This window comes from Acidicapsa borealis, from assembly GCF_059115245.1.
The window spans coordinates 1,810,737-1,827,524 of the sequence record NZ_JCACNY010000001.1 but is presented as its reverse complement, the minus strand read 5'-3'; the positions used below and the strand labels follow the sequence as shown (position 1 = coordinate 1,827,524).

General features: G+C 53.9%; 12 protein-coding genes. 2 read left to right on the top strand and 10 right to left on the bottom strand.

What is annotated here, in order from left to right; all coding sequences use genetic code 11:
- Positions 1-441: 441 nt before the first annotated feature.
- Positions 442-3,627: a TonB-dependent receptor gene (locus AC5S27_RS07490; protein ID WP_493933936.1), complete on the top strand. Its 3,186-nt coding sequence runs from the start codon at positions 442-444 to the stop codon at positions 3,625-3,627.
- 79 nt (positions 3,628-3,706) lie between these two features.
- Positions 3,707-5,794, top strand: a complete 2,088-nt coding sequence (locus tag AC5S27_RS07485; protein WP_493933935.1) for a S9 family peptidase — start codon at positions 3,707-3,709, stop codon at positions 5,792-5,794.
- Positions 5,795-5,891: 97 nt separating this feature from the next.
- On the opposite strand, the gene AC5S27_RS07480 is transcribed toward AC5S27_RS07485, so the two are convergent.
- The 10 genes from AC5S27_RS07480 to AC5S27_RS07435 form a co-directional block, all read right to left on the bottom strand.
- Positions 5,892-6,785 (bottom strand): PhzF family phenazine biosynthesis protein, encoded by an 894-nt coding sequence (locus AC5S27_RS07480; protein WP_493933934.1) that lies wholly within the window; start codon positions 6,783-6,785, stop codon positions 5,892-5,894.
- Between the two features lie 130 nt (positions 6,786-6,915).
- Entirely contained in the window at positions 6,916-8,286 is a 1,371-nt protein-coding gene (locus AC5S27_RS07475) for a TlpA family protein disulfide reductase (protein ID WP_493933933.1), read from the bottom strand.
- A gap of 479 nt (positions 8,287-8,765) precedes the next feature.
- Positions 8,766-10,982, bottom strand: coding sequence for a family 2A encapsulin nanocompartment cargo protein cysteine desulfurase (locus tag AC5S27_RS07470; protein ID WP_493933932.1), 2,217 nt, complete (start codon positions 10,980-10,982; stop codon positions 8,766-8,768).
- Between the two features lie 67 nt (positions 10,983-11,049).
- Positions 11,050-11,970: a family 2A encapsulin nanocompartment shell protein gene (locus tag AC5S27_RS07465; protein WP_493933931.1), complete on the bottom strand. Its 921-nt coding sequence runs from the start codon at positions 11,968-11,970 to the stop codon at positions 11,050-11,052.
- Positions 11,971-12,096: 126 nt separating this feature from the next.
- Positions 12,097-12,417, bottom strand: coding sequence for a rhodanese-like domain-containing protein (locus AC5S27_RS07460; protein WP_493933930.1), 321 nt, complete (start codon positions 12,415-12,417; stop codon positions 12,097-12,099).
- 359 nt (positions 12,418-12,776) lie between these two features.
- A complete protein-coding gene (locus AC5S27_RS07455) occupies positions 12,777-13,790 on the bottom strand; it encodes a zinc-dependent alcohol dehydrogenase family protein (protein ID WP_493933929.1) in 1,014 nt (337 codons plus the stop codon).
- A 96-nt stretch (positions 13,791-13,886) separates the two neighbouring features.
- Positions 13,887-14,468 carry a beta-class carbonic anhydrase gene (locus tag AC5S27_RS07450; RefSeq protein ID WP_493933928.1) on the bottom strand — a complete coding sequence of 194 codons (582 nt, stop codon included), beginning with the start codon at positions 14,466-14,468 and terminating at the stop codon, positions 13,887-13,889.
- Between the two features lie 16 nt (positions 14,469-14,484).
- A complete protein-coding gene (locus AC5S27_RS07445) occupies positions 14,485-14,967 on the bottom strand; it encodes a hypothetical protein (RefSeq protein WP_493933927.1) in 483 nt (160 codons plus the stop codon).
- A 480-nt stretch (positions 14,968-15,447) separates the two neighbouring features.
- Positions 15,448-15,648: a helix-turn-helix domain-containing protein gene (locus AC5S27_RS07440; RefSeq protein WP_493933926.1), complete on the bottom strand. Its 201-nt coding sequence runs from the start codon at positions 15,646-15,648 to the stop codon at positions 15,448-15,450.
- 106 nt (positions 15,649-15,754) lie between these two features.
- Entirely contained in the window at positions 15,755-16,651 is an 897-nt protein-coding gene (locus AC5S27_RS07435) for a PIG-L family deacetylase (RefSeq protein ID WP_493933925.1), read from the bottom strand.
- Positions 16,652-16,788: the final 137 nt, after the last annotated feature.

Genomic DNA, 16,788 nt, shown 5'->3' with positions numbered 1-16,788 from the left:
TTTTTGGAATCTTTTACTTTGTCGATGCTTGACTTACATCAAGCTCGTGGTTATATTCACTTTCATGATGCGCATTCTGAACACTACCTGTTGTTGCCACATCTTCGCTTAGGGTGCTTGGCTTCGTGCGGCGCGGAAGTTCTTCCGCGATGTGTTCAGAGTGTGACCTGCAAGCCTAACAGGCTGAGCAGTTCTATTCCCTCCTGACAACCGGTCAATTTTGTGCCCACAAGCCGTGGCGTTACTTGATTGCGCAAATTGCAATCAAGCAACGCTGTGCTCATCCGCCTAGGAACGGACCATCAGCACTCACTGTCATCGCTGTGACTGTTGCTGCCCGTCGCGCACTTGTGCTCGACGGGCACGCGCAGTCGCATGTCTCGCCGACGCGTTTTCACAAATCATTTCTACATCTCGTTTTGCTTTCAGGAGGGATTTTCCATGAAGTTCTTCAGCTTACTGCTGGCTGCTCTGCTGCTCTCCGCAGCCGCGGTCGGACAAGACATTAACGCAACGCTTCGAGGAGTTGTTACTGACTCATCCGGAGCAGTGATTACCAGAGCGACCGTACTCATTACCAATTCAGAAAAAGGAGTAAGCCGCACGATTCTTACAGACGAAAAGGGTGAGTATGTGGCAGCACAACTCTCTCCTCAGACCTACTCCATCACCGTTACCGCATCAGGGTTCAAGACCTCGGTCAGAAATGGGTTCACCCTTCAGACTGCGCAGGAAGCACGTCTCAACTTCAGCCTGAGCGTGGGCGAGAGCACGCAGGAAGTGGTGGTCAGCGCCAACTCATCTTTGCTTCAAACGGAGGATATTGGCGCCAGTGAAGTGATCGACGAAAAGAAAGTACAGGAATTGCCGCAAAATGGACGCAATGCATTCTCCCTGGCATTGCTGGCTCCAAATGTTTACGGAGCACTCGGTTCGACCACATACAGCGTCGCAGGCAATCCCAGCGTTAATAACAACTATCTTCTCGACGGCGTTCAAAACAATGACCGCACTACGGGCTCGCCAACTGTAAAGCCCTCTGAGGACGGCATTCAAGAGTTTCGCATTCTCACCGGACAATACGCGGCAGAATACGGCCGGCAATCGGGCGGGCAGGTCATCATGACCAGCAAGTCTGGAAATAACGACTTCCACGGCTCAGCGTACGACTACGTTCGCGACAACGTTACTGACGCACGCAATTTTTTCAGCACTACTGGCCTCCCACCCTTCTCGCAAAACCAGTTTGGAGCGTCCGCCGGTGGACCGGTGAGACGAAATCACACATTCTTCTTTGGTACTTACGAGGGGCTACGGCAAACAAAGGACGCTGTGAGCCTATCAACAGTACCAACCGACCAGGAGCGCAATGGAGACTTCTCGCAGTTGGCTACGGCTTCCAACCCAAATCCGATCACGATCAACGGCACTCCTACGACCGAAGTCCCAGCGAACCTCATCACTTTCACGAGCAACGCACTCTTACAATACGTCCCCCATGCAAACACTGGAACCGGCCTCACCAACAACTACACCTTCAATAGCGTAAGTTCGCAGAAGTACGACCAATTCTCGATACGTGTGGATCACGTCCTCACGCCTAAAGACACTTTTTTCTCGACCTACCAGTTCTACAACAGCTTCACGGTCTCTGCAGGTACTCTGCCGTTATTCGGTTCCACTGCTCCTGCACGCGATCAAGTAATTTCGATTGCGGAAGATCATGCGTTTACACCGAACCTTATCAATGAAGCCCGCATCGGCTACAACCGTTGGGTGGCACTTAACATCTCGCAGGCGAACTCGCTTGGGGATGTGATCAGCCAGGTGGGAATCCCGCAGGGTGGAACGAACGGTCTCGCACCAACAACACCAGCTACAGGCGGAGTTCCATACGTAACCACCACCGGATACGCAACCTTTGGAACTGCTTCCAATCTGCCTCAGTCACGCTGGGATAACACCTTCAACTATGTGGATTCGTTGACCTGGAATCACGGCAAGCATACCGTCAAGACAGGCTTTGACATAGAACACTTCTACAAACATTCATTCTTTGTCACCGACAACACAGGTGCTTTCACCTTTAATGGCCAGTTCACCGGAAATGGATTTGCCGACTTCCTGATCGGCGGACTGCGTACGACACAGTACGCACTGGGTGATCCAAACCAACATCCCTATACAAATGCCGCCAGCTTCTACGGCCAGGATCAGTGGAAGGTCACTCATAACCTGACACTGAATCTTGGCATTCGCTATGAATTATTCACGCCGCAAAAAGAAGTCGACAACAAACTTGGAACCTTCGACACAACGGACGGAACACTGCTTGACGGGCAGGGCCACCGCTACACCGTCGACACAAAGACCGGCAATCTCTCTGTGGTGGGCTCGGCTCACCTGGGAGACACAATCTACAAACAACCTCACACCAACTTCGCTCCCAGAGTCGGCTTTGACTACAGACTGTTCAATGACACTGCCGTCATTCGTGGTGGCTACGGAATCTACTACGACCAACTGGTCGTCGGGAACGGCGAATATCAAAACTATGGCCTCGGACCGCCGTACATCCTGATCAAGAGCTACACCAACCAGGTTGGCAGTGCCCCTGCTACATGGAGCGATCCTTTCCCAGCTGGCACGTCGGGAGGAAGCGTATCGCCCTACGGAATCAACGAGGATCTGCCGACCCCATATCGTCAGCAGTGGAGCCTCGGAGTACAGAAAGAAGTGATCAAAAATCTTCTGGTGGAAGTAAGCTATCTCGGCAGCAACGGAAGCCACCTCCCACTGCGATATAACATCAACCAGCCGACTCCGGGCGCAGGTGCAATCCAGGCCCGCCGGCCATACCCCGTTTGGAGCACGGTTACGTATCTGAACGATGTGGGAACGTCGAGCTACAATGCCCTCACCTTACGTGCAGAGCGCCGTTATGCAAACGGCTTCTCGTTCCTTACCAGTCTCAACTACGCCAAGTCTCTAGATCAGGGAACGACTGCGTCTTCTGGAACCAGTCCGCAGAATCCACTCGATCTCCATGCAGAATGGGGACCATCGAGCTTCGATGCTCGACTGCGTTACATCGCTACGTTCATTGATGAGCTGCCCTTCGGTAAGGGGCGCAAATTCCTGTCGAATGCGAATCCCGTAGTCCGAGGGATCGTAGGCGGCTGGGAGCTTACTGCAATCCTTACCCTGCAGACAGGCAATCCATTCAACATCACAACGAGCAAAGATATTTCGAACACAGGCGGGGCAAACCGGCCTTTCCAGATTGGCGATCCAACGCGCGGTGCGCCTCACAAACGCACTGAATGGTTCAACACCGCAGCGTTTACCAATGTCAATCCTGATGGCACAGGCGCCTACTCCTATGGCAACACGCGTCGCAACAATGTCTACGGGCCTGGCCTTGAAAATACAGATGCCGGTCTCTTCCGCAATATCCGCATCACGGAGCGCGTACACACACAGATCCGTGCTGAAGCATTCAATGCTCTCAACCATCCCAGCTTTAGCAATCCTACATCCGATGCCAACTCTCCAGCCTTCGGCCAGATCAGCAGCACAGCCAGCACTGCACGGCAATGGCAGTTTGCAGCAAAAGTCATTTTCTAATTCGCAACGATGGACAGTTCAATTTCATATCACGCCGCGCACTGCAATGTGCGCGGCCTAGCACACAGGAGCGATTGCAATGCGCAGGGCTATATTTGTTTTACCTCTCTTTCTCGCCGCACTTTCGGTTGCGGCTCAACAGCGCCCTATCCAGCTCGATGATCTCGAACGGCTGAAGGAAGTTTCAGAGCCGGAGATCTCTCCAGACGGACAATGGGTGCTTTACACAGTTTCAACGATTGCCAAGGATGCGGAAAAACGCGAGACCCAATTATGGGAAGTCAACTGGGATGGAACGCAGACAATTCAACTCACCTCCGGGCATGATGGTGCGGGACAACCGCGCTGGAGTCCTGACGGCAAGTACATCTCGTTTGTCTCGTCACGCGCTGGCGCAGCGAAAGGACCGCAGATCTGGGTGCTGGACCGTCGCGGAGGCGAGGCTCTCCAGTCTACCGCATTGAAGGGAACCATTCGCAGCTACGCCTGGTCGCCTGACTCGAAGCATATTGCATTGGTGTTTCATGAGAAATTACACGAGGACGACGCGGCGGGTCGAGGAAGAGGCGCTCGCACCGGCACGGAAGCAGAGACTGCTCATGAAGAACCAAAGCCGATCGTTGTCGATCGTTATGCCTTCAAGCGCGATGGGCAGGGATATATCGCAGACGACGATCATTCCCGTATTTACTTCTATGATCTAGCAACGGGTAAAGCAGAGCCATTGACGACACGTACGGATGTGGACGAAGAAGATCCAACCTGGTCGCACGATGGCAACAGAATTGCCTTCGTCAGCAACCGTGATAAGGATCCCGATCGTACACGCAACGCGCAGCTATACATTGCAGACGCCAAGCCTGGAGCGACGATTCGCGCTATCACGAATGCGGAGTCTGTCGGTGCAGGACGAATTGCCTGGAGTCCTGACGATAAGCAGATCGCCTACACGATTGGGAGCCCGACGCAATATAGCTTCCATAGCCTTTCGAGGCTGGCCATCATTCCAGTCGATGGCGGCGAGCGACGCGTATTGACTGAGTCCCTGGACCGCGGAGTATCCAATCCAATTTTTTCCGACGATGGAAAGACCCTTCTATTCCTGGTAGCGGACGACCTCTCCTCTTACCCGGCACAGGTCCCCGTAAACGGGGGCGCAGTTGAGAAACTCCTCACTCGCCCAGTCGTCATCTCCAACTGGTCCACTAAAGCTGGGCATACTGTAGTCTCCAAATCCGACGACGACCACCCCGCTGAACTATTCGCATGGGAGGGTGGCAAGTCGTTCCGAGCTCTCACCAAGGCTAATGACGCTCTGGTCGCTGAGTGGAAACTTGGTTCAACGGAAGAGGTTCATTTCAAGAGCAAAGACGGAACCGAGGTACACGGCTTGCTGGTGAAACCAGCCGGCTTCAACTCTGGCCAGAAGTACCCCGCCCTGATTCGCATCCACGGTGGACCAACAGCTCAGGATGTCCATTCGTTCCAGTTTGAACGTCAGTTCTTTGCAGCGCACGGGTATCTTGTCCTGGCCGTCAACTACCGAGGAAGCTCCGGCAGAGGCGCGAAATACAGCCAAGCCATCTATCAGAATTGGGGGCATAAAGACGTCGAAGATATTTTGGCAGGCGCAGACTATCTCGTAGCGCAAGGCCTTGCCGATGCACAGCATCTTGGAATCGGGGGTTGGAGCTACGGTGGCGTCCTTACCGACTACACTATTGCGAGCGACACGCGCTTCAAGGCCGCTATCAGCGGAGCGGGCAGTGCAAACCATATCTCGCTCTATGGCCATGACCAGTACACTTTCCTTTACGATAACGAATTCGGACCTCCATGGAAAAATCCGGAACTTTGGATAAAGTTCTCATATCCATTCTTCCAGGCAGACAAGATTCACACACCAACCCTCTTCCTGGGTGGGCAGAACGATTCGAATGTTCCTGTCCTTGGCGGAGAGCAACTCTATCAGGCTTTGACCACTTTGGAAGTACCAACAGAACTGGTCGTCTATCCCGGGCAAAATCACGGATTCACGCGGGAGAGCTTTATCCGGGATCGATATGAACGGTACATAGCTTGGTACGATAAGTACCTCAAAACACCGGAAGCAGCATCTTCGCAGGCCTCATCATCACCGCCCGCTTTCAATCCGCAAATCAGGTAGCTTGATCCGGCTGTTGTGAAAAAAAGCTAAAATATGAAAGGCCCGATCGCAAACTGATCGGGCCTTTGTATTCCCTCTTAAAGATAGCTCACGCACCTTATCGGATTCGCAATCGACCCTCGATGACCGTAATCCCGCGTCCACCTAGTTTCACCGATCGGCCATCTACCTCGACCTGCAAAATACTTGGCCGCTTCATGGCATGCCCCTGTTCAATCCTTATGGTCGAGCCATCTGCAACTACCCTGTGCCGTACCAACTGACATGCCAATGGACCCGCCGCCGTACCCGTAGCCGAATCCTCAGCCAAACCCACAGTCGGGTTGAAAAATCGTGCATGAGCAGTCGCAGAAGGTAGAACCGTGTCCAGGGAATACACATAGCATCCTTCGCCGTCTACCGTCTTTAGGATTTTCGCCAAACGTTGCGAGTCAGGATTGGCGCAGGCAGTCGCCGCGCGGTCTTTCACCGGCACGAGTAGGTGCCCCGCGCCGGTAGATACCACTTGTGCCGGCAAGGAAATAGACAGGTCTGAAAGCTCAAGTCCCAAAGCCGCTGCCAAGCCTTCGTGATCGTCACAGATCTCGCCGAATTCTGGCGGCGACTGAGTCAATACTACGGAAACCAATTGTCCGCCACTGTAACGAACCTCGACCGGAAGGAGGCTATTTCCTATCTCCTGTCTAAATAGGTTGACTCCATCCTTAATCTCAAGCGCACCCGACTGCGCCAGCCACCACCATGCACCAAGTGAGTTGTGACCTGCACCAAAGACCTCGTGGCCTGCTGCAGTGAAAGAACGCAGACGAAAGTGCGCAGACCTGTCACTGGCAGGTAAGATGAATGTCGTCTCCGCCTGGTTGAGCTCCGCCGCAATCTTGAGCAGCGTTGCATGGCCGAGCGTCTCCGCATGGGGCACAACGGCCAGTGGATTCCCTGATAACGGCGCTTCGGCAAAAACATCAACGAAGTAAAACGGTATATGCGTCACGTAGTCTGTCCCTGTACTTTCATTCCATGCATTGCAACATTTCGATAAGAACAAGAGATGCTCGCCAAACTTCAGCGAGCATCTCTCCTGTACAAACCCGTAATGATCCTTATTGAGGCTTCGACGGTTCCTAGTTCGATGCCGTTTGAGTTGAAGCGCCATCCGCAAGAAGCTTTTCGATCTTAGCTGTGAATTCAGCCTTCAACTGATCGTTGAACTCACCGCTCGCCTGTGACGCAAAGCCTGAGTGGATTCCCTTCACAAGCCCATCTCTTCCCACAAAGATGGTCGCCGGCCATGTATTCAGATTGACCGCTTGCGGAACCTTTTCCCACATCTCCGACGGTGCACCTGCAATCAAATAGGTGTAGTCGACGCCGTACTCCTTGATGAAAGCGCGTTCCCGAGTCAGAGTGCTCTGTTCTTCTGGCTCTTCAAAATCAAGAGCCACAATAGCCAACCCTTTGTCCCGATACTTCTTGTCAAGTTGCACGAGAAAGCGAGCTTCATCATGGCAGTTCGGGCACCAGGTTCCAGTCACAATCGCGAGGACCACTTTACCTTTGAAGCGGGGATCTTCGTTAGATACCAGCTTTCCATTGGCATCGGGAAAATTGAAGGCAAATTTCTCGTTCGCATCGCGAACCGTCGTATGCGTATCGAAACCGTCCGGCTCTGGCAGCCCCTTGGCACGCGCCGCCTCCGGTCGATAGGCCACAAGCTTGTCTCCAGTGCTGACCTGAGTCACTGTTTTCGCCGATGCTCCGCCATATTGCCCGGCATTTGCTGTCTTGGTATCCGGGCTGTCTCCTTCAATCGCCTTTTTCAACGCCTCATTGTGTTGAACAACTTCAAGCGTGCCATCTTTCTTCGCAGTAATTTCAATCACACCAGGTCGCGAACCGTCGAAGTGGCTAAGTACCCACTTGCCATCTTCGTAAGTGCCGCTGTACGCTCCCGTGTCCCCGTCGATACGCAGGATAGAAGCCTCCGCTTCGGCACCATTTTGCTTCACGATTAGATGGAAGGACTTCTCACCTTTCGCGCTTGTAGATTCGAGCGGAAGCTCCCATACGCCAGAAATAGATGGCACATCCTCAGTCTTAGCCGCTGTCTCAACATGGCGTTTCGCTTCAAAACCGTACTTTATATGAAAGTTCGGCCCTTGTAGCTTCACGTCACCGGTAAGGCGATCGTCCTCTAGCGTTGCGCTGATCGTGGTCAGATAGTGCTCAGCCTTTAGCGTAAGTACACCATCCTGATAGGAGGCACTCGTCGTTCCCTCGTACGGCTTGAACCCATCGTAGAACGTGCCTTTGAGCGTCGGGCCTGACCCCGTGATATCCAGCCGGAATGGAACTGCCGGTCCGTTGTTGACGAGACTTGCATCCCAACGCCCGTCTATAGCAAGCTTTGAGTTACTCGATTGGGCGACAGCCGCGGATGCGCCGAGAGCGGCAAGCATGAAGGCCAGACTTACACTCTGTGAATTGATTTTCATTGGATAACGTCCTTTCGAATACATAAGGTGAGCTTCTGCCCCTGATCGATCCGCATGGAGAATGCTCATCAAGAGCAACTGTGTCATAGCCTGGGATCGCGAACAGTCCACGAAGAGGTGGACTCCTCAGAGCGAAATCGGGAGTGACCAGAAGACTGCTTTCGTGTGCGGGAGATACCCTGAAATGCGCCCATAGGCGACGAGCCTTGAGGTGCGCTCAAATAAAAAACCCGCTCCGGGCGAGTCACTGGGCGGGTATATCAACAACCTTATGTATCAACGCAATCACATATTGGTTAGTTGAATACAATTTTCCCGTACCCCAGCGGAGATGCCAGAGGAACAACAATACGTTCTGGGAGTAAATTGCATAATCGGAAGCTACTACCGATTCAAAGTGTTGTCAATTAGAATTTAGGCCAGCTTCGCTGACATTCACACCGGCCCAAAAAAGAATATAGGCGGTTAATCAAGCTCAATCAAAGCAGACCGGGAGTACGTCCCTGCCGCAAATCCCACAGCGCTGCAACAAGCGAATCCACTTCTTCAAATGTGTTGTAAAGAGCGAACGTAGCGCGGAGCGTACTTTCCAAACCAAAGCGCCGCAGAATCGGCTGCGCGCAGTGATGGCCGCCGCGAACCGCAATACCCTTGCGGTTGAGATAGTCGCCAATCTCTTCCGTGCGGAAACCATTCATTGTGAAGGAAAGCACACTGGCCTTCTCTTTCGCTGTGCCTACGATGTGCAAACCCGGGATACGCAGCAAAGCCTCCGTCGCATAATCAAGCAACGCATGCTCATGCCGCGCAACGTCGGCAATGCCCACGCGATCCAGATAATCGATGGCTGCGCCCAACCCTACAGCATCGGCTATGTTGCCCGTGCCGGCTTCAAATCGCTGCGGCGGCCCTTGATAGAGCGTCTTCTCAAACGTCACATCCTGGATCATGTTGCCGCCGCCTTGCCACGGAGGCATATTCTCCAACACCTCAGACTTACCAAACACCACACCAATGCCCGTCGGCGCAAACACCTTGTGCCCAGAGAATACATAGAAGTCGCAGCCGATCGACTGCACATCTACGCGCATATGGGAAACAGCCTGCGCTCCATCCACCAGCACACAGGCGCCATGGCGATGTGCGGCCTCCGTCATCTCCTTGACCGGAACGATCGTCCCAAGAGCATTCGAAACCTGCGTAATCGACACCAGCCGCGTCTTCGGGTTCAACAGGTTCTCATACTCATCGAGAAGGATCTGCCCTGAATCATCGACCGGGGCAATCCTCAGTCGAGCGCCCTTCTCAGCACACAACATTTGCCACGGTACGATGTTGGCGTGATGCTCCATCCACGTAAGAACAATCTCATCGTCCTTCTGAATGTTGCGGCGTCCCCAACTTTGTGCGACAAGGTTGATCGCTTCAGTAGCTCCCCGAACAAAGATAATCTCGCGTGTGGAACTGGCATTGAGAAAGCGCCTTGTCTTCTCCCGTGCCGACTCGTAGGCATCCGTCGCGCGTGCCGCTAATTCATGCGCGGCGCGATGGACGTTCGAATTCTCATGCTCGTAGAAATAGCTGATTCGATCGATCACCGACTGTGGCTTCTGCGTCGTCGCTCCGTTATCAAACCAGATCAACGGGCGGCCATTGACACGCTCCTGCAAAATTGGGAAATCGCGCCGGATCGCTTCAACATCAAACGAGATCGATGAGAGCCCCAGGGCATAACCAGGATCCGCCTGAGCTTCCGAGGGCGCCAGCACAGGAACGAAGGACGCCGGCTCAAGCGGGCGTGTCCCACTAGGCTGATCGTAAACACCAGACGGATTAGGCGAACCCGCTCCACGCCCATTTGGCGGATGCGCGACCGCACCCGGAAGCTGCGGAGCATTGCGATCCAACGGATCGACAAATGGACTCGCCGATGAGTCAGTTCGGGTTGAGGCATCCGCGGGAACAGGACCTGGAAGCTCCGGAGAAGCAGAAAAGATCGGCCGCGCGTCTTCGATAAAAGAATACACCGGAACCGGCGATGCATCCAGCGCGCTGAGGCCTCCAGGAATAGCGGGCGTCGGAGGCTGCGACGCTCCCGCAAATGGCGCTGAACTAGCTGCCGGACGAGCCTCCGCAAGCAGAGACGCAGGAATCGCTGCGAATCCCCTCTCGTCGCCAACCGAAACCTGGCCGCCGCCGGCCACAGGAGAAGCGTAAGAGGTGCTATGAGGCGGTTCTGAGGCAATCTGCGGCGCTGCTGTTACCGGAGTCTCCAGCGGGCGCGCATCCTCAAGGAAGGCAAATGCCGGAGCATACGTCGGAGCTACGGGGATCCCGCCCGGGATTGTACTGGACGCAGACGGCGCCGAGGGCGGAGGCACCGTTGGTGCCGGTCCGCGCACATCCGGAGCAATGCTTCGATCCGGAACCGACACATAAGTCTGCGGCTTTGCCTCGTTCACCTCGGACAGCAGGCCAGGCGCCGGAGGTGCCGTAGGCCCTGGAACCGCAGTGTAAGGATTGCCCGTAAACGCGGAATTAGGCGGCATAACCGCTTTGCCCCCGGCAATCGCAGGCTGTTGCGCCTCATCTGGCAACGACTGGAACATCGCGTTCGCCATCCGCGCCAGTTCCGCAGGGCTAAGCACACCCGAGCCCAGGCCCAGTGCAAGGCCTGATGCCGGGCCCGACGCCAAACCTGATCCCAGGCCTGGATTTAAGTCACCTGCGCCAGAATGCGCATCCGGCCTGAACGGCATTCCCTCAGACGTACTCATGGTAGTGACCCACGTGAACATCCTCAAGCAGCGCGGTCGCGTCTTCGGTCAGTACAGCTGCGGAGCAGTACAGTGACACTAGGTACGAGGCCAAAGAGCGCGCATCGATACCCATAAACCGGACCGATAAGCCAGGGCTTTGTTCCCCCGGCAACCCAGGCTGGAAGAGTCCCACCACTCCCTGCTTCTTCTCGCCTACACGCACAAGCAGAATCTTCGAAGTCTGGTCCTTGCTGCGAATAGCAATCTTGTCGCTCGGAACCAGCGGAATGCCGCGCCAAGTAAGAAAGGGCGTACCAAACAGCGTCACCGTCGGAGGCGGTACCCCGCGGCGCGTGCACTCCCTCCCAAAGGCCGCAATCGTACGAGGATGCGCCAGGAACAACGAAGGCTCTTTCCAGACCTTGGTCAGCAACTCATCCAGATCATCCGGCGTCGGAGGTCCCTTGCGCGTCTTCAGCTTTTGCCCGTCGGCGACATTATGCAGCAAGCCATAATCGGCATTGTTGATAAGTTCGCTCTCCTGCTTTTCCTTGACGCTCTCAACCACCAGCCGCAGTTGTTCGCGCACCTGGTCATAAGGATTGCTGAGCAGGTCCGATACCCGGGTATGTACGTTCAGCACAGCATTGATGCTGGCAAGCCGGTACTCGCGTGGCTTGTCGAGATACTCGACAAAGGTAGAAACGATGGGTGACTCATCCTCATGAGAGCAGATCGAATCAATCGACTTGCTTTCATCCACCTTGTTCACCCGGAACGTCCCGGCTTCAAGAGGCTTCCAATCCAGTAACCGAACCAGCCAGCGAGGTGTAATCGCTCCAAACTGGGGTGCAGTCTTTGTAACATTCGCGAGCTGAAATGCTGCCTCTTCGCGCAATGAGGTTCGTACGACTTCTTCTGGCACAGGGAATCTCCTTCGATTCAGTCGCTACAGTGTAGTTGCGCTAACATAGACTCCGCAATTCGTAACCGTGGAAATCTCGCAACGATTCCTCTGCGATCAGCCTCTCCTAGCGATCAAGTCAAAGTGTCAATACTTCGGCACGCTACGGTCAACCCGATCCGACCACGCATGAATTCCCCCAGCAAGATTCCACACCTTCTCAAACCCCGCATTATGCAGAAGTTGGGCTGCTTTCAGACTGCGCGAACCCATTTTGCAAAGCGCCACAATGGTTTGACTAGCATCAAGTTCGTTGACCCGCCGGGATAATTCAGGAAGCGGAATCAACCGCCCGCCAATATTCGAGATTTCGTACTCAGATTCATCGCGAACATCAAGAAGGAAAAGATTCTCACCTGCATCCAGCCGCCGCTTCAATTCTTCGACGCGAATCTCGGGAATTGCCATGGTTTCTCCTCTGCTATTTCCTTGCCAGCGACTGTCGACCTGCCCGTTTTTGTAACCAAAACGAAAAACCCACCTGCCAGAGAAAACTCTGGCGGTGGGTTTAATAGAGATGCCGGTTTTTAAGTCGCCTTAAATCAACCGTTTCTCCGCGCCAGAGTGCTGTATGCATGACACATCAATGCACAACAACAAACCTGGCCGTTCATGGCGAGAGAAACGTTCACAGAATCAGCCTAACACAGTTGAGTTTGGTTAAGACTTCGCCTGGCGTCTAAGCGACTCCCGTATCAGGCGTACCACCGTGGGTGAGTCCATCTGTCAATTCATCGCTTCAGCCTCAAATGAATCTCGCGGCGCGATCATAAGACGACGACAATCTTTCCAACCTGAGCGTTCGACTCCATGTAGCGATGCGCTTCCACGATTTGGTCGAAACGAAACACCTTATCGATAAGCGGCTTGAAAGCACCCGAAGCAAGATGGTCGAATATGTATTGCTTCGCCGTCGGAAAGACCGGATCGGTTGCCACCTCAAAGAGCGTGTAAGCCCGAACGGTGAGAGATTTAGCAAGCGCAGTAAACAGCGGATACAGAGTAGGCTCAGTTGCCAGGGCCCCGTACTCGAAGATGGTGCCCTTAGGCGCGGTTGCGGCGGCCAACGATTCCAGTATCTTTCCACCAATTGGGTCGAAGACAACGCGCGCACCCTTGCCGGAAGTAATCTCAAGGACACGAGCCACCAGGTCTTCCTCGTCAGTAACAATCACATGGTCCGCGCCAAGTTTCAGTAGCTCGGCTTTCTTGCCTGCTGTGCGGGTAACGGCAATGCTGGTAGCACCCTCGATCTTGACCGTCTCGATAGCAGCGATGCCCACACTGCTGCTCGCCGCGGTGATTATGACAAAGTCCCCTTTCACCACCCGACCAAGCCAGATAAGCGCACCGTAGGCAGTGAGGTACTGCATCCAGATGGATGCCCCTTGCTCATACGAGAGAGTAGTTGGGTATTCCGCGATCGCATGGACTGGAACAACCGCAACCTCGCCATAAACTCCGTGATCGTTGAGCTTAAATGTGCCAGGCACTGTGCTGACCGTCTTCCCGACCCACTCGGCATCAACGCCCGAGCCTACAGCTTCGATAATGCCGGCGGCTTCATAGCCATTCTTTGCAGGATGGACAGGCGTCTCTAGATACTGTCCGTTGCGAAACATGACCTCTGCGCGGTTCAGACCTAAAGCTTTAACACGCAGGCGAACCTCGCCTGGATTAGGCTCGGGCAGCGGCAGTTCATCAAACTGCAGGACTTCAGCGGGACCGTTCTTGTGGAAGCGAACAATCTTTACCGTACCAATCTCCTCGGCGCTAAGCATGTGTGCTCCTTGAATACTGCATGTCACTTAGATGATCATCAAACAGTTAGGACGCAGCATTCTCGCCTCTTTCCCAAGATGGTTCTCGGCTCGCGCTCAGCGCGCTTTACCTGCTGCGGTCGCCGCTGGCACCTCAGTCAGCCGTCCGGATTTGACGTCATAGATGTATCCATACACGGGAATTCTGCCAGGAACCAGCGGATGGTTGCGAATACGCGAGACATCATCAACAACCGACTGTTCCGCATTCGGTATAGTCAGCCACTCAATGAATTCACCAGCTCGCGATCCTGGCCCAGTTCCGATATCGCGAAAGCCATTTGCTCCTAATTCAGCAGTCTCAAGGCTACTTGCCAGCAGACCACGAATTACCTCGTTCGTGAAAAACAACATCCCGCAATCCGTATGATGAATGACGAAGAACTCCTGGGTCCCCAGCAGCTTATAGCTGATAACCAACGAACGAATAGCGTCATCACTCGCCCGACCACCAGCGTTGCGGATCACATGTGCGTCTCCCTCGGCAAGGCCTGCATACTTCGCTGGATCAAGACGAGCATCCATGCACGTTAGCACTGCGAAATGACGAGCGGGCGGCAAAGCCAGGCTGCCTTTGTCTCCAAACTCCGACACATACCGCTCATTCGCCTTGAGAACCTCATTCAGAATTTGGCTCATTGCTTCTCTCCTCCGACTATTCGGCCTTGTTCAGGTTGACCTGGTGAATGGGTAGATCCCAATGATTGGTCGTGAGCTCCCACCGTCTGTTTTCGTCGTGATGGAATGCTGCTTGATCCGGGAAGAGTTGCTTCGCAACCTCGTCCTCAGACTGACCGGGAGGAGCATCATGAGATGCCCGCGTGATCACGATGCGATAGTCCCAGCGCGATTCCTCGCTGGTATGCAGCCCGGGAGCCCAGACCGTGTAGTCCAGCACATAGCCCAACTGCTTCTGTCGCTCAAGAATTGCAATCTGATATTTGCGGAATATCTGAAACCACTCGTCGTGGAATCCATACCGTACGCGGTAGACCCACTCCTCCGTTTCCGTGTGAACCGGCGTCGTCGAGACAGAGTTCGCTGCTTGATACCCGTAAGCATGCGGCTGGAAGCAAGCGAGTACCGCAATTACCGATAAGCCTCTTAGGACTTGTTTGGCGAAAGTGAAAAGACGCATGAGAACTCTCCAGAATTTTCATCGCTGCCAGAGTGAGCATGCGCCGAATTTGGCAGCTCATAGCTCGCAACCAATGTAGGTTGAAAGATAACTTTGGATGAGTTTTGATAGGGCGTTTCAGGACAATTTGAAAACGTCGTCGCTCACCCAGCAAGATGCTGGTCGGGTCGACAACAATGTCGCAATGGAAACGCCATGCGTTGACGCTAGCATAGCCCAAAGAGACACGTCAACGAATCAAGACGCCGCGATTGCTTAGGCAATCAATTCAGACCCGTAAAACCGCACGTCGTTGAGATCATAACTTGAAGGAATCGAGGGTTCCGCCAAAGGCTGGGCAGGTTCCTCATGGCCTAATGATACCAATTGAATCGCTGGCATTAACCAGGCAAACCTGGTCCTTGCAATGCTGCGATTCTGTAATGGATGCAAGCTTTGGAGATGCCCGGGAGATCGGTCGTGAAGGTGTAAGACAATCTTTCAGCGAGAGGGAGAACGTATAGCCCTTCGAAGACGCTTCCAATCAATTCGAAGTTCGCGGATTGTCCTCGTAAGCGTATTGCGGTGCATTCCGAGCTCGTCTGCCGTTTTGCCCAGATGACCTGTGTGCTTGAGCAAGACGCTGAGAATGAATCGCGTCTGGAGATCCCGAACTGCATCCTCATAGCTTCGTCGCTGCATGTACAAACCGATCACAACCCTATTGAGCACCTGTTTAATTGAGGATGCGCGCAGTTCCGCTACGACAGCCTGAGATGAAAGCCGAGCCTTCCTGGCCTCTCGGTCGTCACTGTGGCTTGGAATCAAGATAACCGTCCGTGGAAAGCGTTTGAAATAATCGGTTTGCGGCAGCCAGGGCGTCCTGAGCACTATCAACATCTACCCACATGTATTCTTTCGGATCCTTGTTGACCATGGTCTGCAACAGGCCCTGCGACTTATGTTCCGCGATCATCCAGTTCACAACGATTTGATACGACAGAGAATTTTGATAGCCGAAAGGTGTTGTCCTGTCGAAGGCATAAGCATAAGTCTCAGCCCACCGCATGCTGTCACCCTCTCGAACTGAAGAAGCGTACGGTTTGGGATCCGTATCGAATCCGAGAACAACCGGTCGAATCTCTACTCGCAGTGTTCGAACTGCGTCGACTGCCAACGTGGTTGCTGCTTGATGATGTCCGTGCATCGTCGTGCGTGGAAGCAACGTAAATACATATTGGTAATGTCGTCTCTTCAACAACGCCTCAATCTTGCTGTTTACGAAGGCAGTATCCCAGCTGTGCTTCGGACCCTCTTCCTCATCGGTCGTGAAACGCTCATCCTTTTGTCCAAGGAAAAAATGCCTCCGTATCCCAAGCACCTTGCCCGCCGCGATCGCCTCCTTCTTGCGGATCACAGGTAGTTCTCTACGCCCTATGGCTTCTGTTGTGAGTGCCTTCTTATAATAGGGTTCCGCCAGCGCCGAATAGTGATAACCTCCCTCTCCGTTGGTAATGATGAGTTCGTCCACACTCCCGCCCAACTGCACAGCCATTCGATAAACCGTTGCAGCAAAGTAATACTCATCGTCTGGATGCGCAACGATGAGAAGCGTCTTACCTGGCGGCTTTGCTGCGGCAGCGCTTACGGAAATTGCCACACTAACGAGGGCAAGTTGGATCCTGAACAGCAGTCTTATATACATTCTTTGTCTCAATCCTGGTGTTGAAGACCGGATCGCTCACCCGGCGAGGTGCCGGGCGCACGAAAAGCACAAGTGGACGAAACGGCATAAATTCACACGAGCTTAGCGTAACTATTCCGGAGATTCCGAAGTCCTTG

Bases quoted from the DNA above. Each gene is read 5' to 3' on its own strand.
- AC5S27_RS07490 (WP_493933936.1), top strand. From the start codon at position 442: ATGAAGTTCTTCAGCTTACTGCTGGCTGCTCTGCTGCTCTCCGCAGCC.
- AC5S27_RS07485 (WP_493933935.1), top strand. From the start codon at position 3,707: ATGCGCAGGGCTATATTTGTTTTACCTCTCTTTCTCGCCGCACTTTCG.
- AC5S27_RS07475 (WP_493933933.1), bottom strand. From the start codon at position 8,286: ATGAAAATCAATTCACAGAGTGTAAGTCTGGCCTTCATGCTTGCCGCT.
- AC5S27_RS07460 (WP_493933930.1), bottom strand. From the start codon at position 12,417: ATGGCAATTCCCGAGATTCGCGTCGAAGAATTGAAGCGGCGGCTGGAT.
- AC5S27_RS07455 (WP_493933929.1), bottom strand. From the start codon at position 13,790: ATGCTTAGCGCCGAGGAGATTGGTACGGTAAAGATTGTTCGCTTCCAC.
- AC5S27_RS07450 (WP_493933928.1), bottom strand. From the start codon at position 14,468: ATGAGCCAAATTCTGAATGAGGTTCTCAAGGCGAATGAGCGGTATGTG.
- AC5S27_RS07445 (WP_493933927.1), bottom strand. From the start codon at position 14,967: ATGCGTCTTTTCACTTTCGCCAAACAAGTCCTAAGAGGCTTATCGGTA.
- AC5S27_RS07440 (WP_493933926.1), bottom strand. From the start codon at position 15,648: ATGCAGCGACGAAGCTATGAGGATGCAGTTCGGGATCTCCAGACGCGA.
- AC5S27_RS07435 (WP_493933925.1), bottom strand. From the start codon at position 16,651: ATGTATATAAGACTGCTGTTCAGGATCCAACTTGCCCTCGTTAGTGTG.